Here is a 26,512-nt window from a genome sequence, read left to right on the forward strand (position 1 = left end):
GGCCGCTCGTCACCCGCCGCTCGCGCCCATCAAGCTGACCCTCTGCCGCCAGGCATGGTCCACGTGACCCTCCGGTGCGCTGCGGAGTTGCCCGAAGTAGCGCGAGGGGCATTCGCCGTAGCAGCGCACCCACACCTTCGCCAGATGGGCGGAGTCGGTGAACCCGGACGCCTGCGCGATGGCGGTCAGCGCTCGCCCGCTGCCGAAGAACATGGCCGCGCGCTGGATCTTCACCGCCAGCGCGTACTGCCGGGCCGAGATGCCCAGCGATTTCAGGAACCCGCGAGAAGCCTGCGCGGCGGACAGTCCCACCGGCGCGCCCAGCGCCGCCAGGTCTTGCGCCGGATCCAGTCGCAGGCCGGCCATCATCTGCAGTACGCGGCGATCCAGCGGCCGATGCGGCGACACGCTGTCGGCGACGCTGCCCACGAGCATCTGCACCGAGGCCTGCAGCCGTCGCCCGCTCAGCCCGTGATGGGCGAAGGCGGACGCGCAGTCCAGCAGTCCGGCGAAGTGCTGCTCGTCCAGCACGCGCACCGGCGCGCTGTCCGACCAGCGGCTGAAGGTGTTGTAGCGCGGGTGCGTGGGCTCGAGGTCGATCAGCACGGCGGGTTGCCCGCCGGAGTCGATGGCGCGCGTCGAGAACGGGCGCACCGCGACCAGACGGCCTGACCAGTGCTGCCCCGCGACGCTGACGCTCAGCGGCTGCGGCGTCAGCGCGCAGGCCAGCGTGACCGAGTGGCGCCGCACGCGCGAGCGCACCGCGCCGCTCGCATAGATGAAGCTGTCCCCCAACAGGCCCAAGCGCGGGCCGACGAAGTTGCCAGACGTCATGAGGACATGCTGCGGCCGGCGGCGCCATCGCGTCAAGGCGGGACCGCGCCGCGCTCCTGGTCATAGCGGATCTGGGCGCGCATCGCCTTCTCCTCCATGCTGCGCGCGGTGGATGTGTCTTCGCGCATGAGCTCCAGGATGCGGCGCGCGACCGCGTCGTCCTGCGCAAACATCTCCCGGGCCGCTTCCGCGCCGAAGTGGGCCGCCCGCAGCGCCTGCATCGTCTGCAGTTGCACCAGTCCTTCCTCCGGCACCAGCGGCGCCTGACCCGGCGGGAACGCAGCCGCCTGCGCGGTCTGGTAGGCCTCGAACTGCGCGACCAGTTCCCGGGCTCGCGCGGCGGCTGGCGCCGGCAGATCGGCCAGCTCGGCATCCACGCGGGCAGCCAGCGCCTCGCCTTCGTTGAGCGCCAGCAGCGCCTCGGCGCGCAGCCGCATCGGCTGGTCGACGACGAGTCGCCCCCGGGCGTCGGTGCGGAACACGCGTCGGGACGGTTCGGCAAGACCTGGCCCCGATGCCGAGGCCGACGCAGATGCGGACGCTGACATCGCCAGGGGCGGCCAGCCGCTGACGCCTCCGTCGAACGCCGACTGTGCGTTCGCGTTGGCGGTCGGAGCGGCGACCGGTGCGGACGCCCCCGCCGCTCGCGACCAGGGGAAGGCCGTCTTCAGGTCTTCAACGGCCGCCGGCACATGAGCCCCGGCGGCCAGCCAGGCGAGGAGCGCCACGGCGCCCACGCCGGCGGCGAGGACCAGCGCGACGCGCCGGCCCCGGTGACGATCGGATGGGTGCGACATGGCGTCCTCCGGCGGCTCAGTACGGGCAGTTCTGGTTGTAGCGGTCGAAGACCAGCGCGGTGGCGTAGGCCGAGTGCGCCGCGCCGCACAGGAACGGCGAGAACCGCGTGTCCGCATCCACGAAGCGCTTCATCCAGGTCACGCCATATCGGCCGATCGGCGTGTTGGTGCTGTTGGGCGTGAAATGGGTGGCGCCGTTGAGCTCCGCATAAGCCTTGAAGGTCGAGGCCGGCAGGCTCGCATAGAAGGGCCGCGCATGGGCGGCGACCGAGGCCACCGTGTCGCCGTCGGCGCCGACGATGAGCGTTGGCACCCGCACCTGGGTGAAGCTGGTGCTGAGGTTCCACGGCGTCAGCGGCAGCGCGGCCTTCAGCGTCGGGTTGTCTTCGGCGGCGATCAGCGCGCCGCCGCCGCCCATCGAATGCCCGGCCACGGCCAGCCGGGTGCTGTCGACACGACTGCGCACCGTGCTGCTGGCGCTGTTGACCACGTAGTTCAGCGCCGCCATCAGCTGCGTGGCGCGGCTGGCGGGCTGGTCCAGCGTCGAGTTGGTGTTCATCGTGATCACTACCAGGCCGTGCGTCGCCAGCCGGCGGCCCAGCCACGCGACGCTGGATTCCGTGGCGGTGAAGCCGGGGCTGATGGCCACGACGCCATAGCGCCCGGCGGTCGTGGGGTAGTAGATGGTGCCGCCGCCGAAGCCGCGCGCCAGCGTGACGTTGCTGGTCGAGACCGAGAACGATCCCGCGGTGGCGTTGAGGCTGGCGGAGGTGGGATCCGGGCCGATCTGCGCCGAGGCGCTGCCTGCGGCGAAGGCGGCGAAGGCGACGCACAGGGCGGCGGCCCGCAGGGCGGTCCGCAGCGAAGCTCTCTGAGTCATGGTGTCTCCCTTGATGAGGCGCCCGTGCCGCGAGATGCGGCAGGGCGGACCCAGTCTAGGAAGCGCACCGTCCGAGTGCCTTGTACGCATCCGGGGGAGGAACCCCCTAGGATCGTTCAGGGAAAACCCGGAGTGGATGCCCGGGATGGACCCCGTATGTCAGCCCGCCGAGCTCTTGCGGGCGGCTGCCGCGGCCCGCGCCACGTGCAGCTTGCGGTAGCTGTCGATCAGGCGGTGATGCCGGTCGAGGCCCTCCAGCTTCATGCTGGTCGGCGTCAGGCCGTAGAAGCGCACGCTGCCGTCGGCGGACCCGAGCACGGCGTCCATGCGCTCGTCGCCGAACATGCGGCGGAAGTTGGCGACGTAGTCGTCCAGTTCCAGCTCGTCGTCCAGCAGCACTTCCAGCACCACGTTCACGGCCTGGTAGAACAGGCCGCGATCGACCGTGTTCTCGTTGTACTGGAGGAAGGCGCCGACCAGTTCCTGCGCCTCCTCGAGCTGCCCCAGCGCGAGATGGATCAGCAGCTTCAGTTCCTGGAGCGTCAACTGACCCCAGGCCGTGTTCTCGTCGAAGTCGATGCCGATCAGCGTGGCGATGTCGGTGTAGTCGTCGAGCTCGCTGTCCTCGAGGCGCTCCAGCAGCGCGGCCAGTTGGTCATCGTCGAGCCGGTGCAGGTTGAGGATGTCGGCACGGAAGGCCAAGGCCTGGTTGGTGTTGTCCCAGATCAGGTCCTCGACCGGATAGATCTCCGAGTAGTCCGGCACCAGGATGCGGCAGGCCGTCGCGCCCAACTGGTCGTACACGGCCATGTACGACTCCTTGCCCATGTCCTCGAGGATGCCGAACAGCGTGGCGGCTTCCTCGGCGTTCGAGTCGGCGCCCTGGCCGGAGAAGTCCCATTCGACGAACGCGTGATCGGCCTTGGCGCTGAAGAAGCGCCACGACACGATGCCGCTGGAGTCGATGAAATGCTCGACGAAGTTGTTGGGCTCGGTGACGGCGTTGCTGGCGAAGGTGGGCCGGGGCAGGTCGTTCAGGCCTTCGAAGCTGCGGCCCTGCAGCAGTTCCGTCAGGCTGCGCTCCAGCGCGACCTGGAGGCTGGGGTGCGCCCCGAACGAGGCGAACACGCCGCCGGTCTTCGGGTTCATCAGCGTCACGCACATCACCGGGTAGACGCCGCCCAGCGACGCGTCCTTCACCAGCACCGGGAAACCCTGTTCCTCCAGGCTGCGGATGCCGGCCACGATGCCGGGGTACTTGTCGAGCACGGCCTGCGGCACGTCGGGGAGGGCGATCTCGCCTTCCAGGATCTCGCGCTTGACGGCGCGTTCGAAGATCTCGGACAGGCATTGCACCTGCGCCTCGGCCAGCGTGTTGCCGGCGCTCATGCCGTTGCTGACGTACAGGTTCTCGACGAGGTTGGACGGGAAGTAGACCGTCGCGCCGTCGGAGCGCCGCACATACGGCAGCGCGCAGATGCCGCGCGCCACGTTGCCGGAGTTGGTGTCGATCAGGTGCGAGGCGCGCAGCTCGCCGTCGGGGTCGTACCAGGCGAGGCAGCGCTCGTCGAGGAGTCCTTCAGGGAGCGCATCGTCCGGGCCGGGCTGGAACCAGCGCTCGTCCGGGTAATGCACGAAGGGCGCGTCGGCGATGTCCTCGCCCCAGAACACGCCCGCGTAGAAGTGGTTGTTGTTCAGGCGCTCGATGTATTCGCCGAGGGCCGACGCCAGCGCGCTTTCCTTGGTGGCGCCCTTGCCGTTGGTGAAGCACATCGGCGAGTGCGCGTCGCGGATGTGCAGCGACCACACGTTGGGCACCAGGTTGCGCCAGGAGGCGATCTCGATCTTGATGCCCAGGTTGGCCAGGATCGCCGTCATGTTGGCGATGGTCTGCTCCAGCGGCAGGTCCTTGCCCGGGATGTAGGTCGCCGCGTCCGAGTCCGGATTCAGCGTCAGCAGGGCCTGCGCGTCGGCGTCGAGGTTCTCGACCTCTTCGATGATGAACTCCGGCCCGGCCTGCACCACCTTCTTGACCGTGCAGCGGTCGATGGAGCGCAGGATGCCCAGGCGGTCCTTCTCGGAGATGTCCGCCGGCAGCTCGACCTGGATCTTGAAGATCTGCTGGTAGCGGTTCTCCGGGTCGACGATGTTGTTCTGCGAGAGGCGGATGTGCTCGGTCGGGATGTCGCGGGTGACGCAGTACAGCTTGACGAAGTAGGCCGCGCACAGGGCCGAGGAGGCCAGGAAATAGTCGAACGGACCCGGCGCCGAGCCGTCGCCCTTGTAGCGGATGGGCTGGTCGGCGATGACCGTGAAATCATCGAACTTGGCTTCCAGGCGGAGCTTGTCGAGAAAGTTGACCTTGATTTCCATGCGGGGACTCTTGTGCGGGTTATCCAGCATTATCGCGGGCGGCATCCGCGACCCTGGGGAGCCGGGGCCGGCGGATAGGATGTCCGGATGAGCGCTCCCGAGACTCCGGGCCCCCCGGCACCCGCCTGCGCGACCTTGCGCGCCTGCGGCGCGTGCGCGACCGCATCGACCGCGAATACGCCCAGCCGCTGGACGTCGACGCGCTCGCGCAGGGCATCGGCATGTCGGCCGGCCATCTGAGCCGGCAGTTCCGGCTCGCCTACGGCGAGTCCGTCTACGCCTACCTGATGACGCGCCGCATCGAGCGCGCCATGGCGCTGCTGCGTCGCGGCGACCTCAGCGTCACGGAGATCTGCTTCGAGGTCGGCTGCTCGTCGCTCGGCACCTTCAGTACGCGTTTCACCGAGCTGGTCGGCGTGCCGCCCAGCGTCTACCGCCGCGACTCCGCGGCGGACGCGGAAGGCCTGCCGTCCTGCGTGGCCAAACAGGTGACGCGTCCGATCAGGAATCGAGAAGCGCCGGAGAAATCGTCCCCCTAGACTGCGTTCCAAGGATCCGGACCTGGGCGGCGACGGCCGCCAAGCCCTCTGACAACACCTGGAATCACTCATCTGGAGACAGACATGGACATCACCATCCACTCGACCTTCCTGCCGCACACGGACGCCGAGGAATCGCTGGCCTTCTACCGCGACGGGTTGGACTTCGAGATCCGCAAGGACGTGGCCTTCGGCGGCAACCGCTGGATCACGATCGGGCCCAAGGGCAGGCCGGACACGTCCATCGTCCTGTTCCCGCCGAACGCCACGCCCGGCCTCACCGACGAGGAGAAGCGCACCATCGCCGAGATGATGGCCAAGGGCACGTACGCGATGCTTCTGCTGGGCGCGAAGGACCTGGACGAGACCTTCCAGCGCCTGCAGTCGCGGGACGCCGAGATCGTGCAGGAACCCATCGACCAGCCCTACGGCGTGCGTGACTTCGGTGTGCGCGACCCGGCGGGGAACATGATCCGTATCCAGCAGCTCAAGAACTGACCCCGGAGACCCGCATGCCCAGCACCACCGATCCGAAGAAGAAGCCCTCCACCGGCGTCGCGAAGACCTCCGCCAAGCACGCCGCGACGTACGTGGCGAAGAAGACGGTCAAGCCGGCCGCCAAGAGCACCTTCCGAAGTGCCGCGCCGAGCGACGACCACGTCCCTGGTGTGAACGCTTCCAAGATGATCGATGCCCGCATCGAGGAGCTCGGCGACTGGCGCGGCGAGATGCTCGCGCGGCTGCGCAAGTTGATGAAGGAGGCGGTGCCGGGCGTCGAGGAGACGTGGAAGTGGCGCGGCACGCCCGTGTTCGAGCGCAACGGCCAGATCTGCACCGGCGAGACCTACAAGGACGTCGTGAAGATGACCTTCGCGAAGGGCGCGAAGCTGGCGGATCCGGGCAAGCTGTTCAACTCGAGCCTCGACGGCAACGCGCGCCGCGCGATCGACATCCGCAAGGGCGAGAAGATCGACGAAGCGGCGCTGAAGGCGCTGTTCCAGGCGGCCGCGGCGCTGAACGACGGGGCGGCGAAGCCGAAGAAGGCCAGGCCGGCGGCTTGAGGCCACCGGCTCGGGACGTCGACTTCAGTCTTTGCGCTTCAGCCCTGCTGGCTCGCGAAGGTCCTGCGGAACTCCGGCGCCGCGTCCTCGCGGGTGTTGACTTCGAGCATCAGCTTCCCCGGCATCCAGCAGAAGAAGCGCGAGCCGCGCGCATGCGAGATGAGCTCGGTCTCCATGGGCACACCCGCGCCGACCATGTCGGCGTGGATGCGCTGGAGGTCGGCCATCGTCGACACCTCGACGCCGATGTGGAAGTTGCCGGGCCAGGTGATGTCGCGATCGCGGCCGTCCTCGATGACGATGTCGAGGGCGTCCTTCTTCACGACGCGGCTGCTGCCCATCGCGAGCACGGCAAAGCCGAGGAACTGCTCGAAGAACGCAGCGGTCGCGGGGACGTCGTGGGAGGGGAAGCTCAGATGGTTGAGCGTGGAACGGACCGTGGTGGTATGCGTGGTCATGGAATGCCTGTGCGCAAGCCGGCATGACGCTGAGGCGTCGGAATGCCAGTGGGGTTGCGCGTTGGCTGACGTAAACGCTTACGGCCCGATGCAGGTCGTGATGACTGCGGAGCGGTTGCCATCGTAGTGGCGCTGCGCGAGCGTGGTCAAGCTCGCCGAGAAGACCGGAGAACTCGACGTGCGATCAGCGGATGATCGTCTTCATCGACTGGACGGTCGTTGTCATCGGTCCCGCCGCGCGGTGCGGAACGTGATCGACCAGCGCAGCCGTTCCACCGGCGCGACGCTGTGCTGCCACGCCCAACGTGCCGGACCTCGCAGCGCGTAGATCGATCGCGGCTCGACGCTCACCTTGATGACGTCGGCGCGCCTGGGCGCGTCGGGCGGGTAGGGACGGAAGCGCAGCGTCGCGGGCGCGCCCAGCGACACGCCGAAGACCTCTTCGAAATCGGGCACGTCGCGATGCCAGCCCAGCGGCGTGCCGGGCGAGTACTCGGCGACCAGCGCGTGCACGAGCGCTTCCGGCGCGATGCCCGCCCACGCCGCGACGCGGCGCCGCAGCGGCTGCAGGTCCTCGATGAGCGCCTGCGCAGGACGCAGCCGGTTGGTGTCGTAGTCGAAGCTGCCGCCGTAGCTGACGACGCGGCGCCGCGCGGTGTATTCCTTGTATTGCGCGGCCTCCAGCGGCAGCGAACGGATCAACGCGATCAGCGCGCCTTCCTCGTCCGAGGACAGGAAGCCCGAGCGATACGCCATGCCTTCGGGCAGCGCGTCGGCGGGCGGGTCGAGGTCGTCGAAGAGGCGGGACTGGTCCATGGCGAACGGTGCGTCGCGCACAGGCGCGGGGAGGCGGCGATGCGGAGAAGCCGCTCAGCCTCGCAGGTAGTTGTCCTTCACCCGGATGTAATGCTCGGCGGAGTACTTCAGGTAGGCGATCTCGTCGGCGGTCAGTTCGCGCACGGGCATCGCCGGCCGCCCCATGTAGAGGTGGCCGCTCTTGAGCACCTTGCCCGGCGACACCAGGCTGCCGGCGCCCAGCATCACGCGGTCCTCGATGACCACGTCGTCCATGACGATGCTGCCCATGCCGATCAGGCACTCGTTGCCGATGCGGCAGCCGTGCAGGATGACCGAGTGCCCGATCGTCACGTGGTCGCCGATGATCAGCGGCGAGCCTTCCGGCTTCTTCGGGTTCTTGTGCGAGACATGGCCCATGGTCAGGTCCTGCACGTTGGTGCCGGCGCCGATCACAATGCGGTTCACGTCGCCCCGCAGCACCGCGTTGCACCAGACCGAGCTGTCGGGGCCGAGGGTCACGTCGCCGATCACCTGGGCGGAGTCATGGACGAAGACGCGCTCGGCGAGCACCGGGGCGGTATCGAGGTAAGGGGACAGCGGCATGGCGGGCGAGGGCGGACAGCGGAAGAAGAAGGCCATTGTCGCGGTGAAGAAAGCGACGCCGCGCGAGAAGCGCCACCACCACTACGTCTACGTCGTCGAGCTCGCCGACCAGGTCTGGAACGAGCCGCGCTTCCGCAAGTCGAATCCGGACTACCGCCTCGGCATGCCTTTCGTCTATGTCGGCATGACGGGGCTCGATCCCGACCTGCGCTTCGACAAGCACAAGGCCGGCATCCAGTCCAACCGCTTCGTCTTCGACTACGGCCTGCGCCTGCTGCCGCAGCTGTACGAGGTCTACAACCCGATGCCCTACGAGGCCGCGCGGGAGATGGAGGTCGAACTCGCCATCGGCCTGCGCGAGGCGGGGTACGGGGTCTGGCAGGCCTGAACCGCGGGCTGAACCGCGGGCTGAAGGCGGGCTGAATGGCGCGCCCGGCACTGTTCCGATACAGCCCTGCGGCATGATGGCGCCGCCCTTCGTTCAGGAGCAGAGATGAGCGCCACGTCCCACCCCGCCGCCGCGCCCGTGGCCCTTCCGACCTACGCCGACGTCGAGGCCGCCGCCCGCCGCATCGAGGGCCACGCGCATCGCACGCCGGTGCTGACCTCGCGCACCGTCGACGAGCTGTTCGGCGCGCAGGTCTTCTTCAAGTGCGAGAACTTCCAGCGCATGGGCGCGTTCAAGTTCCGCGGCGGGTTCAACGCGCTGTCGCGCTTCACGCCGGAACAGCGCCGCTTCGGCGTGGTCGCGTTCTCGTCGGGCAACCATGCGCAGGCGATCGCGCTGTCGGCGCGCATCCTCGGCATGCCGGCGACCATCGTGATGCCCGAGGACGCGCCCGCCGCCAAGATCACCGCGACGCGCGGCTACGGCGGTCAGGTCGTCCTTTACGACCGCTACACCGAGGACCGCCAGCAGATCGGCCGCGACCTGGCCGAGAAGCACGGCCTGACCCTGATCCCGCCGTTCGACCATCCCGACGTGCTGACGGGGCAGGGCACTGCTGCCAAGGAGCTGTTCGACGAGGTCGGCGCGCTCGACGCCGTCTTCGCGCCGCTGGGCGGCGGCGGGCTGCTGTCGGGCACGGCGCTGTCGACCCGCGCGCTGTCGCCCAAGGCCCGGCTGTACGGCGTCGAGCCCGAGGCGGGCAACGACGGTCAGCAGTCGTTCCGCAGCGGCGCGATCGTCACCATCGACACGCCCCGCACGATCGCCGACGGCGCGCAGACGCCGCACCTCGGCGACATCACCTTTGCGCTGATCCGCCAGCACGTGGACGACGTCCTGACCGCCACCGACACGGCGCTGGTCGACGCCATGGGCTTCTTCGCGTCGCGGATGAAGATGCTGGTCGAGCCGACCGGCTGCCTGGGCTTCGCCGCCGCGAAGGCGATGAAGGACCAGTTGAAGGGCCAGCGCGTCGGCATCGTGATCAGCGGCGGCAACGTCGACATGGCGCGCTTCTGCGAGCTGGTCGGCGCCGCCGCGGCGGCCTGAGCACATGGCCTGAGCGAATGGCCTGAGCACATGGCCTGAACGGACGGTCTGCATGGACCGTCGCAACGGAGGGCCGGATCAGGCGGCCGGATCAGGCGGCCAGAGCGGACGTCCAGGCGCGGAACGCCGGCGCCGTCCGGGCGCTCTGCGTTACCGCCCGTCACAGCTGCGAGGGACGCGACGCCGTGGAGGTGACCTTGGTCAATGTCGCCGTCGGAGGCCGATGCCCAGAATGCATCCGCCATCCGATTTCGACAGCAAGGGGATCCTCGCGTGCAAGCTCATCTCATCGATTCCGTCGGCGCCGCCGGCAAGAACCGCAAGGCCGACGTCGAATCCGTACAGCGTCTGCTGACGGCCCGCCAGCTCTATCGCGGGCGCGTCGACGGCCTGTGCGGCCCGCTGACGGTCGACGGCATCCTGCGCTTCCAGCGCGGTTTCATGAGCAAGCCCGACGGGCGCGTCGATCCCAACGGCAGCACCCTGAAGCGCCTCAGCGCGGCCGCTCCGGCCGCCGGGGCACACGCTGCCTCGCCGGCCGCCCGCGTGGCGCCGGCTGCAGCCTCCCGTCCGGCGGCCGCCTCGCGACCCGCCGCCACGCACACGGCCGCCCCGGCCACCAGCGCCGGCAGCACCTCCGCGGCGACGCCCCAGAACGTCGCGGCCAGCGGCGATTCCGGCAGCGCCCGCGCCCTGCTGACCACGCTGGTGCCGCGTCCCGACGCGCACACGATGAACCCCGGCCTCGTGGCCGTGTCCTCGTCCTACATGGTCCAGTCGCTGGGCCAGCCGCGCCACTCGTACTCGCAGGACTGCCAGCCGCTGACCAACGAGAAGCTGAAGAAGCACATCGTGTCGAAGTCGGTGGGGCCTTTCCGGGCGACCGGCCTGGACCTGGCCGTCGACAGCCTCGCCGCGGTGATGGAAGACATCCGCAAGGAGCAGCCCGCCGTCTATGCGGCGCTCGGCACCGCCGGCATGCTCTGCTGCCGCAACATCCGCGGCTCGACCACCGGCATCTCCAACCATTCGTGGGGCACGGCGATCGACCTGACGCTCAACGGCGTGCTGGACCGTCGCGGCGACAGCAAGGTGCAGGTCGGCCTCACGCTGATCGCGCCGATCTTCAACCGCCACGGCTGGTACTGGGGCGCCGCGTTCCGCACCGAGGACGCGATGCACTTCGAGGCCAGCCGCTCGCTGGTCGCCCAGTGGGCGCCGCGCCTGGTCTGAGCCAATCCCGCCCGGGCCGCGGCTCGACCGGGGGCCTCGGTCGCCGATCCTGGTTGCCGGTGCCGGCCGCTGACGGTGTCGCGTGCCGCGACACCCGTTGTTTCAATCTCCGCGACGCGCGCCCACCGGTGCGCGTCGCCGCATGGATACTCGTCGTCATGAAGCTCCGCCTGATCTCCGCCTTCCGCCTGCTGGCCCTGTCGGGCCTGGTGATGACCGCCGCCTGCCAGCCCACGCTGGCCGCCTGCAACGTGGCCACGCTGCCCGACGGCTGGGCTGCGGGATCGGCGCGCTGGGACGGCGCCTGCGCCGCCGACAAGGCCGACGGCCTGGGCGTGCTCAAGGAGCAGCAGGGCGCCGCCGTGAAGCGCATCTTCCTCGGCCGCGTGGCCAAGGGCGAACTGGCGCTGGGCGTCGTCGACATCCCCGACCAGGGCTACATGGCCGGCCGCTTCGAGCAGGGCAAGCTCGTGCCCAGCGAAGACCGCCAGGTGTTCATCCAGGCCTTCGACGAAGCGGCGAAGGCGGCGACCTCGGTCGCCGACCGCTTCGAGAAGGCCGGCAACGCCGCCTCGGCGAAGTTCTACCGCGCCAAGGCCAAGGCCCTGCGCGAGCAGATGGACTGAACGCCGGACGCGCGACGGCCGCTGCGGCCGTCCCTGCTGACAGCGGGTGCCGCAGCGCTCGCTACAGTCGATCGCATGACCGACAGCCCCCGTGCCTGGATCCGCCTGCCCTCCGGGGCGGCGCTCGACCTGATCAATCCGTCCCCCGACGCCTGGACCGACGAGGACCTCGCGCTGCGCCTGGCGCGCACCTACCGCTGGGGCGGTGAATCCGTCTGGCCCTGGCCGCTGTCCGTCGCGCAGCATTCGCTGCTGGTGCTCGCGCTGCGCCGGCAGTGGGCGCAAGAGGGCGGCGAGCCGCTGTCGCCGGCGCTTCAACGCGCCGAGCTCCTGCACGACGCGGAGGAAGGCTTCCTCGGGTTCGACTGCATCTCGCCGCTCAAGCGCGTGCTGGGCGAGCCGTTCCGCGTCGTCGGCGACCGGCTGATGGCGGCGATCGCCGTCCGGTATCAGCTGCCCGCGTGGACGCCGGACACGCACGCGACGCACAAGCGCGCCGACAGCACCGCCGCCGCGACCGAGGCCGTGCACTGCACCGGATGGTCCGAGCGCGAGGTGCGCGAGGTGCTGGGCATCACGCATCCGGTGCTGGCGGCGGACCCGCTGCACGCCATGTTCGGCGGCACGCCGTGGGAACCTTGGCCGTCGGACGTCGCGGCGGGACGATTCCTGGACGAACTGCGCCAGCTCGAGACCTGACCCCGCGGCCTCACGAGGAGCGCCGCGCCGAATGACGCGGCGCAGCCGCCGGTGAGGCGGCCGTGGCGGCCGTCAGATCTGCCGCGCGATCGACCGCCAGGCGGCCTCGGCCAATATCGCCCCGCGATCCGCCGGGCTCGCCAGCCGGCGCCCCGCCAGCCACGAGCGGCTGTACCACTCCGCCGCGCCCAGCACGAGCGCCGGGATCAGTTCCTCCGGCAGCGGCATCACGCGTCCGTACTTCACGTCGCGCGCGAAACACGCGTCGATCGGGCCATAACGGGTCGCCATCCGCGCTCGCAGGTCGTCCCCGAACGGCCCGCCCGCGACGACTTCGCGGGCGATGAAGTAGAAGCGCGCCAGGTCCGCGTGCCCGGTGATCCACTCGACATACGCGGTGATCAAGGCGTCGACCACCGCATGGCTGTCTTCCAGTCCGCCGATGCGCGCCGCGATCGCGCGGCTCTGGTCGTCGACCGCCGCGAACAGCAGCGCCGCGACCACGCCTTCCTTGTTCTTGAAGTGGTGATAGATCGTGCCCACACTCTGGCCGCTGGCCGCGCGCAGGTCGTCGATCGTCGTGGCCTCGATGCCCCGGGCGTTGAACGCCGACAGCGCCTGCGCCAGGATCAGCCGCTTGGTCTCGGCGCGGTCGTCCGGGTAGGCGGCCTTCAGTACCTGCTCGGTCCTCGCGACGGCCTTGGCGGTCTTCGTGGGCATGATTAGAATAATCTTCTAGAGTTTTCCGCGATCTCGCCGGCCGCGGTCGTCGGTCGATCCCGACCTTGAACTCCGGGAACTCCGGGGCGAGCCGAGATCATCCCTCAAAGCACCTGGTGCCCACGCGCGCATGAAGCCTCCGTTGCTGCCCGTCCTGAACGCCCTCGGTGTCCTGGACAATCCGAACCGGCCATTGGCACCGCATTCGCAGCCGGTTCCCGGCGATCGTCTGGCGATGGCCTATGCCAGCAGCGCGCAGGACGTGGATGCGCGCTCGCTGGACGACGCGCTGGCGTCGGGGCTCTACGCGGTCAACATCACGCTGGGCCATGTGGCCGGCAGCGACGATCCGCGCGCCGCGACGGAGCGCGACATCGCCGGCTGGGACGCCTTCATCGACACGCATCCGCAGCTGCTGAAGGTGCGCACGGGCGAGGACCTCGCCGCCGCGCGCCGGGAAGGGCGCATCGGTGTCATCTACGGTTTCCAGAACACGGAGATGCTGGGCACCGAGGTCGCGGCCGTCGACCACTTCGCGGACCTCGGCGTGCGGGTGATCCAGCTGACCTACAACGGCCGCAACGCGGTCGGTTGCGGCGCGACGGTGCCGGACGACGATGGTCTGAGCGCCTTCGGCGCCGAGGTCGTCGAGCGGCTGCAGCAGCGCCGCGTGCTGGTCGACCTGAGCCACAGCAGCGAGCGCACCTGCCTGGATGCGCTTCGTCTGGCCACGCGTCCGGTCGCGATCACGCACACCGGCTGCCGCGCGATCGCCGATCATCCGCGCAACAAGAGCGATGCGGAGTTGCGACTGCTCGCCGAGCGGGGTGGCGTCGTCGGGCTGTACTTCATGCCTTACCTGCGCCTGGGCGGGCAGCCGCACGCCGAGGATCTGCTGGCGCATCTGGCGCACGCCATCGACGTGTGCGGCGAGGACCACGTCGGCCTCGGCACGGACGGTGGCAGCACGCCTCACGACGACATGGCGGCCTACCGCCAGCACCTCGAGGACGAAGTCACGCTGCGGCGTAGTCTGGGCATCGGTGCGCCGGGCGAGACGGCGGACGTGGGGCTGTTCCTGCCGGACCTGTGCGGCCCCGGCCAATATCAGGAACTTGCGCGCCTGCTGTCGGTGCGGGGGTATCGTGCGTCTCGCATCGAGAAGATCCTGCACGGCAACTTCCGCCGGCTGATGACGGAGACCTGGGAATGACGACGATGAATCGCATCACGCGGGTGGCGGCCCTGTGCGCCGTGCTGTGGGTTCCGGCGTCCCGCGCGCACGACGACCTCGAACGCCAATGGGCGCCGACCGCCGCCGATGCGCAGGCGGCGCAAGCCGCCTTGCCCGCGCCGCAGGTCCTGCCGGGCGCGAAGCCGCTGCTGTCGCAGGTCCAGATCCACGGCATGACCGTCGGCCGCCAGGCGCTGAGCCGCCAAGGCGATGAGGTGCTGGTCGACTACGCCTTCAGCGAACGCGGCCGCGGCGACCAGCTCCGCGCGAAGTGGACCCTCGACGCGCGCGGCCTGCCGCTGCGCTACGAGGCCGAAGGCAACGACTACTGGAAGGTTCCGCTCACCGAGCGTTTCGACCGCGCGGACGGCAAGGCGTCTTGGAAGAACCGTGTGGAGCAGGGCAACGCGGCGTGGCCGGAGGCGGGCGCGTTCTACCTGCCGGCGAACGCGCCGCCCGAGTTCACCGGCGTGCTCGCCCGCGCGCTGCTGAAGGCGCCGGGGCAACGCCTGGCGCTGCTGCCCGCGGGAGAAGCGACGCTGACGAAGGGCCCGACGATCGCGGCGGGCGGTCGGCGGCTGACGTTGCATCAGATTTCGGGCATCGACTTCACGCCGGTGGCGGTGTGGCTGGACGAGCGCCAGCAGACGGCCGCCGTCATCGACGACTGGTTCGAAGTGCTGGAAGCGCGCGACGTGCCGCTGCAGGCGCGGCTGACGGCTGCGCAGCGCGAGGCGGACAAGCGCTGGTCCGCCGACATCGCGAAGCGGCTGACGCACGTGCCGCAGGGCGATCTGATGATCCGCCACGCGCGCCTGTTCGAGCCGCGCGACCTGGTCGCGCGCGAGGACATGCGGGTGCTGGTGCGCGGCGGCTTCATCGTGCGCGTCGAGCCGGACGACGATGCGCCCGCGCCGGCCGGCACTGAGGTCATCGACGCCGCGGGTCGATTCCTGATGCCGGGCCTGTGGGATGTGCACCAGCATTTCTCCGGCACGGACGGCGTCTTCGACCTGATCGCCGGCGTGACCAGCGCGCGCGACATGGCCAACGACAACGTTCCGCTGATCGAGCGCGTGAAGCGTTTCGACGCCGGCACCGAGCTCGGCCCGCGCGTGGTGAAGGCCGGCATCGTCGAAGGCGTGGGCCCGCTGGCCGGCCCGACCGACGTGCGCGTCGAGACGGTCGAGCAGGCGCGCAAGGCGGTCGACTGGTACGCCGACCGAGGCTACGAGCAGATCAAGATCTATTCGTCCTTCAAGCCGGAGCTGGTGCGCCCCATCGCCGACATGGCGCATGCGCGAGGGCTGCGCGTCAGCGGGCACGTGCCGGCGTTCATGCGGGCGGGGCAGTTCATCGACGCCGGCGCGGACGAGATCCAGCACCTGAACTTCATCGTGCTGAATTTCTTCCCCGAGGTCGCCGACACGCGCGGCAAGGACCGCTACACGGTGATGGCGGAGAAGCTGCTGCAGCTGGACCTCGACAGCGCGCCGGTGACGGGCTTCATCGCGGAGCTGCGGCGCCGGCACACGGTGCTCGATCCGACGGTCGCGATCCTGGAGGGCCTGTACTCGGGCGCGCCGGGCGAGCCGCCGGCGGCGCTGAAGGGCATGGTGGCGCGCTTCCCGCCGATCGTGCGGCGGCGCTTGCTGTCTGGCGCGGTGGCGGTGCCGCAGGGCAAGGAGGAGGCGTACCGGCAGGCATTGCCGAGGCTGCTGCAGCTGATCAAGCGACTGCACGACGGCGGCGTGACGCTGATGCCGGGCACGGACGCGTTCGCGGGCTACACGCTGCACCGTGAGCTGGAGCTCTACGTGCGCGCCGGCATCCCCAATGCGGAGGTGCTGCGCCTGGCGACGCTGACGCCGGCGCAGGTGCTGGGCGTCGCTGGCCAGCGCGGCGAGATCGCGGCGGGCAAGCAGGCCGACATGGTGCTGCTCGACGGCGATCCGCTGAAGGACATCGCCGCGCTGCGCCAGGTGGTGAAGACGATCAAGGCGGGACGGGTGTTCGATCCGGCGCAGCTCGAGGCGGCGATGGGGATGGCGAAGTGAAGCAGGGGACGCGATGACCAGAAGCCACAACACGATCCACCGCTTCAACAGCGGCCTCGTCCTCCCCGCCAGCGTGCCGTTCCCCGAGGGCACGGCCTTCGGGCCGTTCGTGTTCCTGTCGGGTCAGCTGGGCAACAAGCCCGGCACGCTGGAACTCGTCGAAGGCGGCATCCGCGCCGAGGCGCTGCAGACGCTGCGCAACATCGAGACCGCGCTCCATGCCCAAGGCCTCGGCGTCGAGCATCTGATGCGCTGCACCGTGATGCTTGCCGACATGGCGGAGTGGGGCGTCTTCAACGAGGTCTACCGCGCGTTCTTCGGAGACCGGCCGTTGCCGGCGCGCAGCGCGTTCGGCTGCAACGGACTCGCGCTGGGCGCGCGGGTCGAGGTGGAGTGCACCGCCGTGCGCCCGGGCTGATCCTCGACCGCGGGCGGCGAGGCCGCTCTGCCTTACTCCGCCGGCCGGAAGACCAGGGCCAGGGGGATGGGCGACGCGCCGATGTTGTAGTGGTCCGAGGTGACCATCAGCACATAGCGCTCGTCACCGACGGTGTAGCCCGCGGGACAGAGGCGATTGACCGAGTTCGGGCCGGCGTCGTTGACATTGCCGCCGCGCAGGCACCGTCCTTCGACGTGGCGCGTCATGACACCCGCGTCGATGGTGCCGGTCGCGGCGTCCAGCTTGAAACCCGCCGGCAACGGATGGTCGGGGTTCTCGAGCCGCACCTTCAAGCCCTTCAGGCAGGCCTGCGTCATGCCGCGCGGCTGCAGGGTCCAGCTCGTGGGCTGATTCAGCCGATAGGTCAAGGCGTCGGTGGCGTAGGTGTCGCTCACCGTGATGCTGGGCGTGTAGACCACATCCGGACGACCGGCCGTGATCTGACAGTCGTCGTCTCCGCCGCCGCCACAGCCGTTGAGCAGGCCCGCGACGGCCAGCATCGTCAGTACGGCCATCACGCCGCGCCCCCAGGACTTCGAAATCCGCACCATCTCCCACTCCCCGATTTGTCGTGTTTGTTGCTGAAGGGGCGGGATGCTAAAGGGGGCGCGTGTGGCTTCCGCGCGAATGCGTCCCCCGCGTCGGGGGGACGCCCTGTGATGGATGCCGCAGTGGCATCGCTACCACCGGATTCAGCGGCGATGGCGCGCCGCGCGGACGCTTCGCCGCGCGACGCCAATCGGCGTGGAGGGACTCAGAAGCCCTTCATGTCGTACCGCACCCCGATCCAGGCCTGACGGCCCAGGCCCTGGTACGAGTACACCGGCTCCACGTCGCGGTCGGCGGCGTTGAGGACCTTGGCTTCCAGGCGCCATTGCGGCAGGAAGCGCCAGGTCGCGCGCAGGTCCAGCAGCGCGTAGCCGCCCAGGTTGCCCGCCGTGTCCAGGCGCTTGCCGATGTCGGTCACCGACGCGCCGGCGCTCCAGACGCCAGTGTCGTAATCGACGGAGACGCTCTCCTGATGCGCCGCGCGACGGATCAGGCGCGCGCCGGTCTCGTCGTTCTTCGCATCGAGGAAGTCGACATTGGCGGCGACGTTCCAGTTGCCCATGCGATGCGCACCGGTCAGCGTCGCGCCCTTCAACGTGGCCTTGCCGACGTTGGCGGCGCAGCCGTAGGCGAAGTCGTCGATCGGCGGGCACAGCGTCGCGTCGGGGGTGTACACGATCAGGTCCTTGACCTTGTTGCGGTAGACCGTCGCCGACGCGCTGCTCGCGCCCGAACGCCAGTTCAGACCCAGTTCCGCGCTGCGGCCCTTCTCCGGGCGGATGTCGTGATGGCCGTAGAAGGGGAAGTCGGTGTCGTTGAAGGTCGGTGCGCGGAAGGTCTTGCCGGCCAGCGCGCGGACCTTCAGCGTCGAGCTCAGCGCGTAGCTGCCGCCGATGCTGCCCGTCGTGCTGTTGCCGTAGAGCGAGTTGTCGTCCCGGCGCAGGTTCGCCTCGAGCGCCGCCGGACCGAACAGGCCGCTGTAGCCGGCGATGTAGGCGTTGTTGGTGCGCTTGAGCGTGCCGTCGGTGACGCCGTCCGCCTTTTCCTCGAGGCGCTCGTAGGCCAGCACCACCTGCTGGTCCGGCGCGATGCGCAGTGCGTTCTGCCAGGTGTACTGATCGCGCGTGGTCTTGAAGCGGCCGGCGTCGGCCAGGCCGGTCACGGCGTCGTCGGTGCCGTGCGCCGCTTGCAGCGTCGTGGTCCAGATCGGCGACAGCGTGCCGCGGTAGTCGACCGCGACTTCGCGTGTCTTGAGCCGGTTGCGATAGTCGCCGGACGCGTCGGCCGGTGGGCCGAACTCGTAGGCGTCGTATTGCGCGTTGAGGCGGTTCTGCGTCGCGCTGACGCCGATGCGGTGGCCTTCGGCGGGGGTGAACCCCAGCCGCGCGGTCGCGACCGTGCGGTGGTAGCCGTCGTCGTCCGGGTTGAAGGAAGGGCTGCCGCGATCGCCGCGCACGGCGCTCACGCCGTCGCTGGTCTCGCGGCTGATGCTGGCGGCGTAATCGAAGCCGGCCTGCGCCCCGCTGACGCCGACATCGCCTTGGCGCGAGCCGTACTCGCCGACGGCGAGGCCGCCGGTGACGTTCAGCGCGCCCTGGCCCTTCTTCGTCACGATCTGGACGACGCCACCGACCGCGTCCGCGCCGTACAGGCCGGAGGCGGGTCCGCGCAGCACCTCGATGCGCTCGATGGTCGCCAGGCTCATCGACTCGAAGGACGCCTGGCCCAGCGTCGCCGAACCGACGCGCACGCCGTCGATCATGACCACCGTCGAGCTCGTGTTGGCGCCGCGCAGGAAATAGCCCGTCTGCTGTCCGGGGCCGCCGTTGGAGGCCAGTTGCACGCCGGCGTAGCGACGCAGCACGTCGGCCACGCTGCCGGCACCGCTGTTGCGCAGCGTGTCGGCGTCGATCAGGACGACGTCGGCGACGCTCTTGCTGAGCGGCTGCGCTTCGCGCGTGCCGATGATGATGACGGGATCGAGCGAGGACTGCGCGAAGGCGCTTGTCGCAAGGACGGACAGGGCGGGCAGGGCGACCAGCGCGGTCGCGCAGGCACGGGCGACGGCGCGCAGCGTGGCGCGGGGAGGGGAGGCTTGCATGTCGGAACTTCGGAAAGCAGCGGCAGGCGGCCGCTTCCCCGCGGCCGCATGCGGAATGGACGCGCCATCCTCCTGGAAGGACGGCGACGATCCGCCTGTTGGCCGGTATCCGGGCTGTCGGAAGAATGAACCCGTGTTGCCTTCCCGGACGACCGTCCAGTGGTGTTCAGACACGAGCCGCGCGCTTTCAACTTTCAGAAGAAGCGCGCCTTCCGCTTACCGTTGCGGGGGCAGCTCAGGTTGGGGCCTGCGCCGCTTAGGCGAGATCCCTCCTGATTCCCGTTGAACTGCGCCGGCGGAAGGCCGGGCGCGAGCACCAACGGGCCGGATCATAACGGGAGGCCCCTCGACTTCATGTCGCCTGGCGCGGGCTCTCCACGGTGCATGGGGCCTCCCTCCGGGAACCCCAAGCACCATTCCGGCCCCAGCAGCACCCGTTGCCCTCGGGCCTTGGGCATGCGGGTGGACTGCGGGCCTGGGCCTTACATGAACAGGTGTTCGCCGGCGTTTTCGCCGCCGAGGACCACGTAGTTCACCTTGCGCAGATCGCCGAGGGCACGGCCGCCAGCGTAGGAGATCGAGCTCTGCAGGTCCTCCTCCATCTCGCGCAGCGTGTCGGCCAGATGGCCCTTCACGGGCTCGAGGATGCGCTTGCCTTCGACGTGCTTGTACTCGCCCTTGTTGAAGTCGGACGCGGAGCCGTAGTACTCCTTGTAGCGCTTGCCGTCGACCTCGACGGTGTGGCCCGGCGACTCCTCATGGCCCGCGAAGAGCGAGCCGATCATCACCATCGAGGCACCGAAGCGCACGCTCTTGGCGATGTCGCCGTGATGGCGGATGCCGCCGTCGGCAATGATGGGCTTCGTGGCCACGCGGGCGCACCACTTCAACGCGGAGAGCTGCCAGCCGCCCGTGCCGAAGCCGGTCTTGAGCCGCGTGATGCAGACCTTGCCCGGGCCGATGCCGACCTTGGTCGCGTCGGCGCCCCAATTCTCGAGGTCGATGACGCCTTCGGGCGTGCCGACGTTGCCGGCGATGACGAAGGTGTCGGGCAGCTTGTGCTTGATGTGGGCGATCATGCGCTGCACGGCGTCGGCGTGGCCGTGGGCGATGTCGATGGTGACGTAGTCGGCGCCCAGGCCTTCAGCGGCGAGGCGGTCGATGAGGGCGTAGTCCGCTTCCTTGACGCCGGCGCTGATCGAGACCAGCAGGCCCTTGTCGCGCATCGTGCGGGCGAAGGCGACCGCGTCCAGGTCGAAGCGGTGCATCACGTAGAAGTAGCCGTTGGCGGCCAGCCATTCGGTGATGGACTCGTCGACGACCGTCTTCATGTTCGCGGGCACCGCCGGCAGCTTGAAGCGGCGGGGGCCGAACTCGACGGAGGTGTCGCACTCGCTGCGGCTGTTCACGCGGCACTTGCGCGGCAGCAGCAGGATGTTGTCGTAGTCAAAGATTTCCATGGTCCAAAGTCGCAAAGTCGGGCTGCGTTGATGCAGTGCACGCCCTGGGCTGCGAGCGCTTGACTTGAGACCCGGCCAAAAAAACCGGGTCCCAAAATTTGGGCCCGGTGACCCATTCTACGCGTGCTGTGGGGCTGCGGCGCCGCGCTGCGGTGCAGCATGCATCGTCCAAGGGCTTTTGGGCGCAGTTCGCTAAACTTCGCCCCCTTGGCCCTGCAACGGGCGACATCAGAAGACAAGCCACATGCATTCCGTCGTCATCAGCGGCACCGGTCTCTACCAGCCCCCGCACGTCATCACCAACGCCGAGCTGGTGGACTCGTTCAACCGCTACGTGGACCTGCAGAACGCCGAGCACGCCGAGGCGATCGCCGCGGGCACGCGCGAGGCGCTGGTGCACTCGAACGTGGAGTTCATCGAGAAGGCCTCGGGCATCAAGCAGCGCTACGTGATCGAGAAGGAAGGCGTGCTGGACCCGACGCGCATGTACCCGCGCTTCGAGGAACGGGCGGACGACCAGCTGTCGCTGATGGCGGAGATCGCGGTCGACGCGGCGCGCAAGGCGCTGGCCGCCGCGGGCAAGAAGCCCGAGGACGTGGACGCGGTGTTCTGCTCGGCGGCGAACATGCAGCGCGCGTATCCGGCGATGGCGGTGGAGATCCAGCAGGGGTTGGGCGCGGGCGGCTACGGCTTCGACATGAACGTGGCGTGCTCGTCGGCGACCTTCGCGCTGGAGCAGGCGTACAACGCGGTGCGCTCGGGCGCGTCGAAGTGCGTGCTGATCGTGAATCCGGAGATCACGTCCGCGCATCTGGAATGGAAGGACCGCGACTGCCACTTCATCTTCGGCGACGTGTGCACGGCGATCGTTGTCGAGCGCGCCGATCTGGCGACGGCGCCGGAGCAGTGGGAGATCCTGGGCACGAAGCTGGCGACGCAGTTCTCCAACAACATCCGCAACAACTTCGGCTTCATGAACAAGGCCGAGGACAGCGATCCGGACGGCCGGGACAAGACCTTCCGCCAGGAGGGCCGCAAGGTCTTCAAGGAGGTGGTGCCGATCGCCGCGGCGCACATCGAGAACCATCTGGCCGCGCTGCACATCCAGCCGAACGACGTGAGCCGCTACTGGCTGCACCAGGCCAACCTGGGCATGAACCAGCTGGTGATCAAGAAGCTGGTCGGCGGCGAGGCCGGCGCGGAGATTGCGCCGCTGATCCTGGACACGTATGCGAACACGGCCTCGGCTGGCTCGGTGATCGCGTTCCACGAGCACCGCGCCAACCTCAAGCAGGGCGACCTGGGGGTGATCTGCTCGTTCGGAGCTGGTTATTCCGTGGGCAGCGTGATCGTCAAGAAGCGCTGATCAACTCAGCAGCGGCGCCAGATCCGGATCGCCCTTCGTCATGGCCCGCTGGTACGCGGGCCTTTGACCGATGCGCTGGAGATAGGCCCGGACGTTCGGATACGGCGCGAGATCGATCGGCAGGAACAGCCGCATCGTCGTGAGCGAGAAGACGCTCATGATGTCCGCCGCCGTGAACTCGTCGCCGGCGAAGTAGGGCGTTTGGCCGAGTCGCTCCTCGACGAGGGCCATCACCTTGTCGAGCCGTTCCTGCGTCGCCGCGAGGACGGGATGGTCAGCCGGCAAGGCGCGTCCCAGCGTCATCCGCCGCAGCATCACCGGCTGCAGATTGCCGTTGGCGAAGTGGAACCAGTACAGGAACGGTGCGAAGTCCGGATGCTCGGCGCCGGGCTTCAGACGACCACCGCCGTATTTCGCGATGAGGTACTCGACGATCGCGGCGGACTCCGCCAGCAGCAGGTCGCCGTCCTCGATCAGGGGCGCCGCGCCCAGCGGATGCCTGGCCTTCAGTTCGGGCGGCGACAGCCGGGTCACGGCATCGCGGGTATAGCGCTCGAGCGCATAGGGAATGCCGAGCTCCTCGCAGAGCCACAGGATGCGTTCCGACTGGGAGTGTCCGAGGTGGTGGATGGTGATCATGTGGGGTCGATGAGGGAGAGTCAGTCCGCCCGCGCGTGGCCACGGACGACGGTGGGCGCGAAGCCGAAGCGTTCGCGGAATCGGATGGCGAAGCGGGACGGGGAGTCGTAGCCCACGGCGTTCGCGATCTCGGAAACGGGCTGCGTGGTCGCCTGCAGCAGGGTGAGCGCGGAAGCCATGCGGGCGTCGACGATCAACGCGGTCATCGACGCGCCCTCGGCGGCGAGCCGGCGTCGCAGCGTCGCTTCGGACATCGCCAGCGCCTGCGCCACGCGCGCGGCGGACCAGTCGTGATCGAGTCTTCCGGCGACCAGCGCGCGGACCCGGACGGAGACGTCCGCCTCGGTCGACGCCGACCGAAGCACGAGCCCGTCTTCCAGCAACCAATGCATGACCTCCAGCACCCGCTGGCGTGCGACTGCGTCGGGCAGTGCTCGATCCGGGGCCAGGGTTTGCCGGCCGCGCTCGAAGGCATCGGTCAGACCTGTCTGTACTCGCGTCAGTAACCGTACCGGCGCCAGCGGCGCATCGACGGACGCGATCCGCGACGCCGTCTCGCGATAGAAGGCGTCTTCCAGCAACGCGTTGTCGAGCACCAGCCAACGCGCTTCGTAGTGCTCGCCCTCGGTGACGTCGTTGGTGAAATCGACAGTCTGCTGCCCGCTCACCAGCAGCGCCTGCCCGGCTCGGGCCCGGACGCCCGCGCCGCGAGCCGGCTTGACGGTCTTGATGCCGCGGTCGACGAAGATCAGCGCGGATTGGTCGACGCGCATGCGCAGGATCCGCAGTCCGCGTCCTTGCAGTACATGGGCCGAGACGCCGATGCCGGGTCGGCCGTGGATCTCCCGGGCCAGCGCGGACCCGTCGGGGGCCTGGATGGTGCTCGGCTTCAATTCGAATCCTCGTGAAGGGATGAATTGATCCTAGCGGTGCACCGCGTGAACGGCGGTGCGGGAACGGTCAGGTTTGGTGCCGATCCGATCAGAGCTCCGAATGGAGCTGCTCCCCATCCCACGTGGCGCCGGCGAGGGAGGCGACGATGAGTTCCACGAAGCGATCGAAATCCTCGGCGATGAGGCGCTTCTCGTCTTCATCGCGACCGAACTTGATGACCTGGCCGACACGACCCTTCTCGTCCGGATCGAAGTCCAGCCCGTAGTGGTTGCCGCCCCAGTCCTTCGTCAGGGGGATCCATGACCGATGGGTGTAGAGCGGCTTGATGTATCCCGGCGGCTCGGAGGTCATGAACTGTGCGCTGTCGGCGTTCATGTCGGCCTCGTCGATTTCTCGCCAGTTGTTCCACTCGTTGCGGATGCCGTCGACCGACAGCAGATGTTCGCCACCGACCAACCCGTGGTTGCCATCCTGACCGTCATGACCGGCGAGGAAGGCTTTCAGGCTGTCAGGGAGCGTCACGCCGAGGTGCCGCTCCAGCTCGGCGATCCGGTCCGGTTGTGCTCCGGGTTGCAAAGCCATCTCGTCCAGGCAGCCGAGGGCGGACATCGCGTCCTCGATGCGTTGCCACTGCGTCGTCATTGAATGCTTCATGGCTCGGAATCCGTTTGTCTCAGTAGGCCCTGCGTGATCCACAGTCGCAGGAACGTTTCAGTCATGGGGTCGATGTCCCGGGCTCACCGCCCGCTCGCCTCGATCCGGATCTCATCCCGGCGGCAGGTCCCGCCGCCGCTGCCGCCCGGCTGATCGCCCAGCAGCTGCTTGAGCGTGCCCCCGGCCTTGTAGTCGCGCGGCAGCTTCACCTGGATCTCGGTGAGGTACTGCCCCGAGCACATCAGCTTCACGCTGTCGCGGTACGCGTCGCTGCCGGTCTCGGCCTTCAGCTTCTCGTAGAAGGTGTTGCGCGAGATGGCCCCGCCGATGTTCTGCCGGATGTACTTGCCGACCTCCGCATCGTTGAACTGCTTCACCAGGTCGACCGCGCGGCGGAAGTACGCATCCGGGTTCAGCGTCGTCTGGCAGGTGCCGTGCTTGCGCCATTCGTGCTCGCCGAACCCCTTCTCGTAGAGGAAGTTCGGCATCCACGGGCCGATGTAGGCGACCGTCTCCTTCGACAGGGTCATCGGCGCATTGCTGCAGTCGCCGTAGCTGATCCCGCATTGCTGCCGGTTGGGCCACAGGCCGTGCAGCGTCAGGTTGGTCACCTTGAGCTTGCCGTCTTCCATCGCCTCGCATTCGGGCTTGCCGCGCTTGCCGCCCGCCGTCCATTCGCAGAAGCCGGGCTGCCACGACATCGCCAGCACGAAGCTGTCGTACTGGTCCGGCGTCTTGCACATGCCCTGGCCGCTGTTCGCCGCCGCGTTGTCGACCGCCGGCCCGCGGGCGCGGGTCGGGTTCGAGGGCGCCGGGGCGCCGCCACCCGCGGACGCACCGCAGTCGTTCGGCACCCAGCGCTCCGGCGGTCGGGCGCCCGGCACCTGCACGCGCGTCCAGCCTGCGTCGTGCGACTCCAGGATCGGGTAGCCCGTGCCCGGCGAGAGCTTCGCGCTGTCGGGGTTGGTGCTCTTCCTGAAGGACTGGAAGGCCTCGCAGGCGCGCGAGGCGGTGAAGGTGCCGCTCGCGGGATCGGCCCAGGCCGAGGGCAGGGCGCTGACGACCAGCGACAGGGCGGCGATTCGGAGGGCGAGGCGCATGGAAGTCAGGCGATGCTGTCAGGACAGCCGGCTTTGTACGTCATCTGGGCGCTGCCGGGAATGAGCCCGTGGCTCACGTCCCGCGATCTGACGATCAGAAGCCGATCGACACCCCGACGCCCAGCACCCAGTCCGCCGTCTGCTTCGTCAGGCCGCGGTTGATGGAGGCATCCAGCTGCAGGCGACGGTCGAGCAGCCAGGTCACGCCGGTGCCCGCCGAGATGCTGCGGCCGCCGTTGCGGTTGGAGGCGAGCTGGTCGCCCGCGATCTCGACATAGCCCTTCCAGGCCTCCGCGATCGGCCACCCCAGCGACGCGCCGAGGATGCCGCCGACGAAGTGCTTGCCGTCGTCGCGGCTGTCGCGGTAGAGCCCGCCGATCAGGCCAGCCGACCAGTCACGCGGCAGGTCCCACTCGGCCGTCAACCGCAGCGACGGACGCAAGCCCTGACCCCGGAATGCCGACGAGCCGCTGTCCATGTCCACGTTCAGCAGCCACGCGAGGCCCGGCCTGTTGCGCTCGCCGTCGCCGTCCTGCACGTGCCACTTCACGCCGAGCGCCGTGTCGGCCCAGCCGCTGGCCTTCACCGTGCCGCTGCCGTCCGACGCCCGCAGGCGCTGGTAGCCGTCGGTCTCGACGCGGAACTCCCAATCCTCGGCGAAGCCGAAGCGCAAGAGCGTCGGTGTCGACCAGAGCCGGCTGCGCACGCCGTCGCTCTTGTCACGCTGGTAGCCGAGGCCCGTCTCCAGCATCGCGCGGCCCTTGCCGACCGTGCTGCTCGATTCGACGATGCCCGGCTGGTCCGGCTCGATGGCCTCCCTGGCTTCGTCCGCCGCACGGGCGGAACCGACCGCCGCCGTCAGCAGCGCCGCAGCGATCACCAGCGTCTTCGTCATGGGAC

At 69.1% G+C, this 26,512-nt stretch carries 28 protein-coding genes and 1 riboswitch; of the genes, 12 read left to right on the top strand and 16 right to left on the bottom strand.

The window, feature by feature from the left end; genetic code table 11:
- Positions 1-9 precede the first annotated feature (9 nt).
- The 4 genes from ACQ86G_RS17665 to ACQ86G_RS17680 form a co-directional block, all read right to left on the bottom strand.
- Positions 10-834, bottom strand: coding sequence for a helix-turn-helix domain-containing protein (locus ACQ86G_RS17665; protein ID WP_431256548.1), 825 nt, complete (start codon positions 832-834; stop codon positions 10-12).
- 32 nt (positions 835-866) lie between these two features.
- Positions 867-1,631 carry a hypothetical protein gene (locus ACQ86G_RS17670; RefSeq protein ID WP_431256549.1) on the bottom strand — a complete coding sequence of 255 codons (765 nt, stop codon included), beginning with the start codon at positions 1,629-1,631 and terminating at the stop codon, positions 867-869.
- A gap of 16 nt (positions 1,632-1,647) precedes the next feature.
- The gene (locus tag ACQ86G_RS17675; RefSeq protein WP_431256550.1) at positions 1,648-2,511 is read right to left on the bottom strand and encodes an alpha/beta hydrolase family protein; all 864 of its coding nucleotides are present in this window, start codon (positions 2,509-2,511) and stop codon (positions 1,648-1,650) included.
- Between the two features lie 159 nt (positions 2,512-2,670).
- Positions 2,671-4,884 carry an OsmC domain/YcaO domain-containing protein gene (locus ACQ86G_RS17680; protein WP_431256551.1) on the bottom strand — a complete coding sequence of 738 codons (2,214 nt, stop codon included), beginning with the start codon at positions 4,882-4,884 and terminating at the stop codon, positions 2,671-2,673.
- Positions 4,885-5,036: 152 nt separating this feature from the next.
- Here ACQ86G_RS17680 and ACQ86G_RS17685 point away from each other — a divergent pair, with 152 nt between their 5' ends.
- From ACQ86G_RS17685 to ACQ86G_RS17695, 3 genes are all read left to right on the top strand, one after another.
- On the top strand, positions 5,037-5,423 hold the full coding sequence (locus ACQ86G_RS17685; RefSeq protein WP_431256552.1) for a helix-turn-helix transcriptional regulator: 387 nt from the start codon (positions 5,037-5,039) through the stop codon (positions 5,421-5,423).
- Between the two features lie 84 nt (positions 5,424-5,507).
- Positions 5,508-5,921, top strand: coding sequence for a VOC family protein (locus ACQ86G_RS17690; RefSeq protein ID WP_431256553.1), 414 nt, complete (start codon positions 5,508-5,510; stop codon positions 5,919-5,921).
- Positions 5,922-6,106: 185 nt separating this feature from the next.
- A complete protein-coding gene (locus tag ACQ86G_RS17695; RefSeq protein WP_431261437.1) occupies positions 6,107-6,484 on the top strand; it encodes a DUF1801 domain-containing protein in 378 nt (125 codons plus the stop codon).
- 38 nt (positions 6,485-6,522) lie between these two features.
- Here the strand turns inward: ACQ86G_RS17695 and ACQ86G_RS17700 are convergent, their stop codons facing one another.
- From ACQ86G_RS17700 to ACQ86G_RS17710, 3 genes are all read right to left on the bottom strand, one after another.
- The gene (locus tag ACQ86G_RS17700) at positions 6,523-6,942 is read right to left on the bottom strand and encodes a VOC family protein (RefSeq protein WP_431256554.1); all 420 of its coding nucleotides are present in this window, start codon (positions 6,940-6,942) and stop codon (positions 6,523-6,525) included.
- A 222-nt stretch (positions 6,943-7,164) separates the two neighbouring features.
- Positions 7,165-7,758 (bottom strand): alpha-ketoglutarate-dependent dioxygenase AlkB, encoded by a 594-nt coding sequence (locus tag ACQ86G_RS17705; RefSeq protein ID WP_431256555.1) that lies wholly within the window; start codon positions 7,756-7,758, stop codon positions 7,165-7,167.
- A gap of 54 nt (positions 7,759-7,812) precedes the next feature.
- Complete coding sequence (locus tag ACQ86G_RS17710; protein ID WP_431256556.1) at positions 7,813-8,343, bottom strand: gamma carbonic anhydrase family protein; 531 nt, start codon at positions 8,341-8,343, stop codon at positions 7,813-7,815.
- A gap of 43 nt (positions 8,344-8,386) precedes the next feature.
- On the opposite strand from ACQ86G_RS17710, the gene ACQ86G_RS17715 reads away from it, so the two are divergent.
- The 5 genes from ACQ86G_RS17715 (at position 8,387) to ACQ86G_RS17735 (ending at position 12,399) form a co-directional block, all read left to right on the top strand.
- The gene (locus tag ACQ86G_RS17715; RefSeq protein WP_431256557.1) at positions 8,387-8,731 is read left to right on the top strand and encodes a hypothetical protein; all 345 of its coding nucleotides are present in this window, start codon (positions 8,387-8,389) and stop codon (positions 8,729-8,731) included.
- 105 nt (positions 8,732-8,836) lie between these two features.
- Positions 8,837-9,841 (top strand): threo-3-hydroxy-L-aspartate ammonia-lyase, encoded by a 1,005-nt coding sequence (locus ACQ86G_RS17720; protein ID WP_431256558.1) that lies wholly within the window; start codon positions 8,837-8,839, stop codon positions 9,839-9,841.
- Between the two features lie 273 nt (positions 9,842-10,114).
- A complete protein-coding gene (locus tag ACQ86G_RS17725) occupies positions 10,115-11,074 on the top strand; it encodes a M15 family metallopeptidase (protein ID WP_431256559.1) in 960 nt (319 codons plus the stop codon).
- A gap of 158 nt (positions 11,075-11,232) precedes the next feature.
- Positions 11,233-11,700, top strand: coding sequence for a hypothetical protein (locus ACQ86G_RS17730; protein WP_431256560.1), 468 nt, complete (start codon positions 11,233-11,235; stop codon positions 11,698-11,700).
- A 75-nt stretch (positions 11,701-11,775) separates the two neighbouring features.
- Positions 11,776-12,399, top strand: a complete 624-nt coding sequence (locus tag ACQ86G_RS17735) for a phosphohydrolase (RefSeq protein WP_431256561.1) — start codon at positions 11,776-11,778, stop codon at positions 12,397-12,399.
- 72 nt (positions 12,400-12,471) lie between these two features.
- Here the strand turns inward: ACQ86G_RS17735 and ACQ86G_RS17740 are convergent, their stop codons facing one another.
- The gene (locus ACQ86G_RS17740) at positions 12,472-13,119 is read right to left on the bottom strand and encodes a TetR/AcrR family transcriptional regulator (RefSeq protein ID WP_431256562.1); all 648 of its coding nucleotides are present in this window, start codon (positions 13,117-13,119) and stop codon (positions 12,472-12,474) included.
- Between the two features lie 130 nt (positions 13,120-13,249).
- Between ACQ86G_RS17740 and ACQ86G_RS17745 the strand changes: the two genes are divergently transcribed.
- From ACQ86G_RS17745 to ACQ86G_RS17755, 3 genes are read left to right on the top strand one after another with little or no spacing between them, the layout of a single operon-like run.
- Positions 13,250-14,332, top strand: coding sequence for a dipeptidase (locus tag ACQ86G_RS17745; RefSeq protein WP_431256563.1), 1,083 nt, complete (start codon positions 13,250-13,252; stop codon positions 14,330-14,332).
- Positions 14,329-16,410 carry an amidohydrolase family protein gene (locus tag ACQ86G_RS17750; RefSeq protein ID WP_431256564.1) on the top strand — a complete coding sequence of 694 codons (2,082 nt, stop codon included), beginning with the start codon at positions 14,329-14,331 and terminating at the stop codon, positions 16,408-16,410. The genes ACQ86G_RS17745 and ACQ86G_RS17750 overlap by 4 nt, the downstream gene beginning before the upstream one ends.
- Positions 16,411-16,423: 13 nt before the next feature.
- Positions 16,424-16,828, top strand: coding sequence for a RidA family protein (locus tag ACQ86G_RS17755; RefSeq protein WP_431256565.1), 405 nt, complete (start codon positions 16,424-16,426; stop codon positions 16,826-16,828).
- Between the two features lie 32 nt (positions 16,829-16,860).
- Here ACQ86G_RS17755 and ACQ86G_RS17760 read toward each other — a convergent pair whose 3' ends face one another.
- The 3 genes from ACQ86G_RS17760 to ACQ86G_RS17770 all read right to left on the bottom strand — a co-directional run bounded on the left by ACQ86G_RS17760 (position 16,861) and on the right by ACQ86G_RS17770 (position 20,959).
- Positions 16,861-17,400, bottom strand: a complete 540-nt coding sequence (locus tag ACQ86G_RS17760) for a hypothetical protein (RefSeq protein ID WP_431256566.1) — start codon at positions 17,398-17,400, stop codon at positions 16,861-16,863.
- A gap of 203 nt (positions 17,401-17,603) precedes the next feature.
- Complete coding sequence (locus ACQ86G_RS17765; RefSeq protein WP_431256567.1) at positions 17,604-19,499, bottom strand: TonB-dependent receptor domain-containing protein; 1,896 nt, start codon at positions 19,497-19,499, stop codon at positions 17,604-17,606.
- Positions 19,500-19,582: 83 nt separating this feature from the next.
- A riboswitch (cobalamin riboswitch) is annotated at positions 19,583-19,835 on the bottom strand.
- Positions 19,836-19,981: 146 nt separating this feature from the next.
- On the bottom strand, positions 19,982-20,959 hold the full coding sequence (locus ACQ86G_RS17770; RefSeq protein WP_431256568.1) for a GMP reductase: 978 nt from the start codon (positions 20,957-20,959) through the stop codon (positions 19,982-19,984).
- A gap of 244 nt (positions 20,960-21,203) precedes the next feature.
- Here ACQ86G_RS17770 and ACQ86G_RS17775 point away from each other — a divergent pair, with 244 nt between their 5' ends.
- Positions 21,204-22,325, top strand: coding sequence for a beta-ketoacyl-ACP synthase III (locus tag ACQ86G_RS17775; protein ID WP_431256569.1), 1,122 nt, complete (start codon positions 21,204-21,206; stop codon positions 22,323-22,325).
- On the opposite strand, the gene ACQ86G_RS17780 is transcribed toward ACQ86G_RS17775, so the two are convergent.
- The 5 genes from ACQ86G_RS17780 to ACQ86G_RS17800 all read right to left on the bottom strand — a co-directional run bounded on the left by ACQ86G_RS17780 (position 22,326) and on the right by ACQ86G_RS17800 (position 26,507).
- Positions 22,326-22,964: a glutathione S-transferase family protein gene (locus ACQ86G_RS17780; RefSeq protein WP_431256570.1), complete on the bottom strand. Its 639-nt coding sequence runs from the start codon at positions 22,962-22,964 to the stop codon at positions 22,326-22,328.
- Positions 22,965-22,984: 20 nt separating this feature from the next.
- Positions 22,985-23,857, bottom strand: coding sequence for a helix-turn-helix transcriptional regulator (locus ACQ86G_RS17785; protein WP_431256571.1), 873 nt, complete (start codon positions 23,855-23,857; stop codon positions 22,985-22,987).
- 88 nt (positions 23,858-23,945) lie between these two features.
- Positions 23,946-24,467, bottom strand: a complete 522-nt coding sequence (locus ACQ86G_RS17790; protein WP_431256572.1) for an SMI1/KNR4 family protein — start codon at positions 24,465-24,467, stop codon at positions 23,946-23,948.
- A gap of 128 nt (positions 24,468-24,595) precedes the next feature.
- Positions 24,596-25,612, bottom strand: a complete 1,017-nt coding sequence (locus tag ACQ86G_RS17795; RefSeq protein ID WP_431256573.1) for a ribonuclease T2 family protein — start codon at positions 25,610-25,612, stop codon at positions 24,596-24,598.
- A 94-nt stretch (positions 25,613-25,706) separates the two neighbouring features.
- The gene (locus ACQ86G_RS17800; RefSeq protein WP_431256574.1) at positions 25,707-26,507 is read right to left on the bottom strand and encodes a transporter; all 801 of its coding nucleotides are present in this window, start codon (positions 26,505-26,507) and stop codon (positions 25,707-25,709) included.
- Between the last annotated feature and the right edge of the window lie 5 nt (positions 26,508-26,512).

The sequence above is a fragment of the Roseateles chitinivorans genome, from assembly GCF_050632145.1.
GTDB classification, from domain to species: Bacteria; Pseudomonadota; Gammaproteobacteria; order Burkholderiales; family Burkholderiaceae_C; genus Roseateles; species Roseateles chitinivorans_B.

Excerpts from the sequence above, each read along its gene's own strand:
- ACQ86G_RS17665 (WP_431256548.1), bottom strand. The coding sequence starts at position 834 with ATGACGTCTGGCAACTTCGTCGGCCCGCGCTTGGGCCTGTTGGGGGAC.
- ACQ86G_RS17670 (WP_431256549.1), bottom strand. The coding sequence starts at position 1,631 with ATGTCGCACCCATCCGATCGTCACCGGGGCCGGCGCGTCGCGCTGGTC.
- ACQ86G_RS17675 (WP_431256550.1), bottom strand. The coding sequence starts at position 2,511 with ATGACTCAGAGAGCTTCGCTGCGGACCGCCCTGCGGGCCGCCGCCCTG.
- ACQ86G_RS17680 (WP_431256551.1), bottom strand. The coding sequence starts at position 4,884 with ATGGAAATCAAGGTCAACTTTCTCGACAAGCTCCGCCTGGAAGCCAAG.
- ACQ86G_RS17690 (WP_431256553.1), top strand. The coding sequence starts at position 5,508 with ATGGACATCACCATCCACTCGACCTTCCTGCCGCACACGGACGCCGAG.
- ACQ86G_RS17695 (WP_431261437.1), top strand. The coding sequence starts at position 6,107 with ATGATCGATGCCCGCATCGAGGAGCTCGGCGACTGGCGCGGCGAGATG.
- ACQ86G_RS17700 (WP_431256554.1), bottom strand. The coding sequence starts at position 6,942 with ATGACCACGCATACCACCACGGTCCGTTCCACGCTCAACCATCTGAGC.
- ACQ86G_RS17705 (WP_431256555.1), bottom strand. The coding sequence starts at position 7,758 with ATGGACCAGTCCCGCCTCTTCGACGACCTCGACCCGCCCGCCGACGCG.
- ACQ86G_RS17710 (WP_431256556.1), bottom strand. The coding sequence starts at position 8,343 with ATGCCGCTGTCCCCTTACCTCGATACCGCCCCGGTGCTCGCCGAGCGC.
- ACQ86G_RS17720 (WP_431256558.1), top strand. The coding sequence starts at position 8,837 with ATGAGCGCCACGTCCCACCCCGCCGCCGCGCCCGTGGCCCTTCCGACC.
- ACQ86G_RS17730 (WP_431256560.1), top strand. The coding sequence starts at position 11,233 with ATGAAGCTCCGCCTGATCTCCGCCTTCCGCCTGCTGGCCCTGTCGGGC.
- ACQ86G_RS17735 (WP_431256561.1), top strand. The coding sequence starts at position 11,776 with ATGACCGACAGCCCCCGTGCCTGGATCCGCCTGCCCTCCGGGGCGGCG.
- ACQ86G_RS17740 (WP_431256562.1), bottom strand. The coding sequence starts at position 13,119 with ATGCCCACGAAGACCGCCAAGGCCGTCGCGAGGACCGAGCAGGTACTG.
- ACQ86G_RS17745 (WP_431256563.1), top strand. The coding sequence starts at position 13,250 with ATGAAGCCTCCGTTGCTGCCCGTCCTGAACGCCCTCGGTGTCCTGGAC.
- ACQ86G_RS17750 (WP_431256564.1), top strand. The coding sequence starts at position 14,329 with ATGACGACGATGAATCGCATCACGCGGGTGGCGGCCCTGTGCGCCGTG.
- ACQ86G_RS17755 (WP_431256565.1), top strand. The coding sequence starts at position 16,424 with ATGACCAGAAGCCACAACACGATCCACCGCTTCAACAGCGGCCTCGTC.
- ACQ86G_RS17760 (WP_431256566.1), bottom strand. The coding sequence starts at position 17,400 with ATGGTGCGGATTTCGAAGTCCTGGGGGCGCGGCGTGATGGCCGTACTG.
- ACQ86G_RS17765 (WP_431256567.1), bottom strand. The coding sequence starts at position 19,499 with ATGCAAGCCTCCCCTCCCCGCGCCACGCTGCGCGCCGTCGCCCGTGCC.
- ACQ86G_RS17770 (WP_431256568.1), bottom strand. The coding sequence starts at position 20,959 with ATGGAAATCTTTGACTACGACAACATCCTGCTGCTGCCGCGCAAGTGC.
- ACQ86G_RS17775 (WP_431256569.1), top strand. The coding sequence starts at position 21,204 with ATGCATTCCGTCGTCATCAGCGGCACCGGTCTCTACCAGCCCCCGCAC.
- ACQ86G_RS17780 (WP_431256570.1), bottom strand. The coding sequence starts at position 22,964 with ATGATCACCATCCACCACCTCGGACACTCCCAGTCGGAACGCATCCTG.
- ACQ86G_RS17790 (WP_431256572.1), bottom strand. The coding sequence starts at position 24,467 with ATGTCCGCCCTCGGCTGCCTGGACGAGATGGCTTTGCAACCCGGAGCA.
- ACQ86G_RS17795 (WP_431256573.1), bottom strand. The coding sequence starts at position 25,612 with ATGCGCCTCGCCCTCCGAATCGCCGCCCTGTCGCTGGTCGTCAGCGCC.
- ACQ86G_RS17800 (WP_431256574.1), bottom strand. The coding sequence starts at position 26,507 with ATGACGAAGACGCTGGTGATCGCTGCGGCGCTGCTGACGGCGGCGGTC.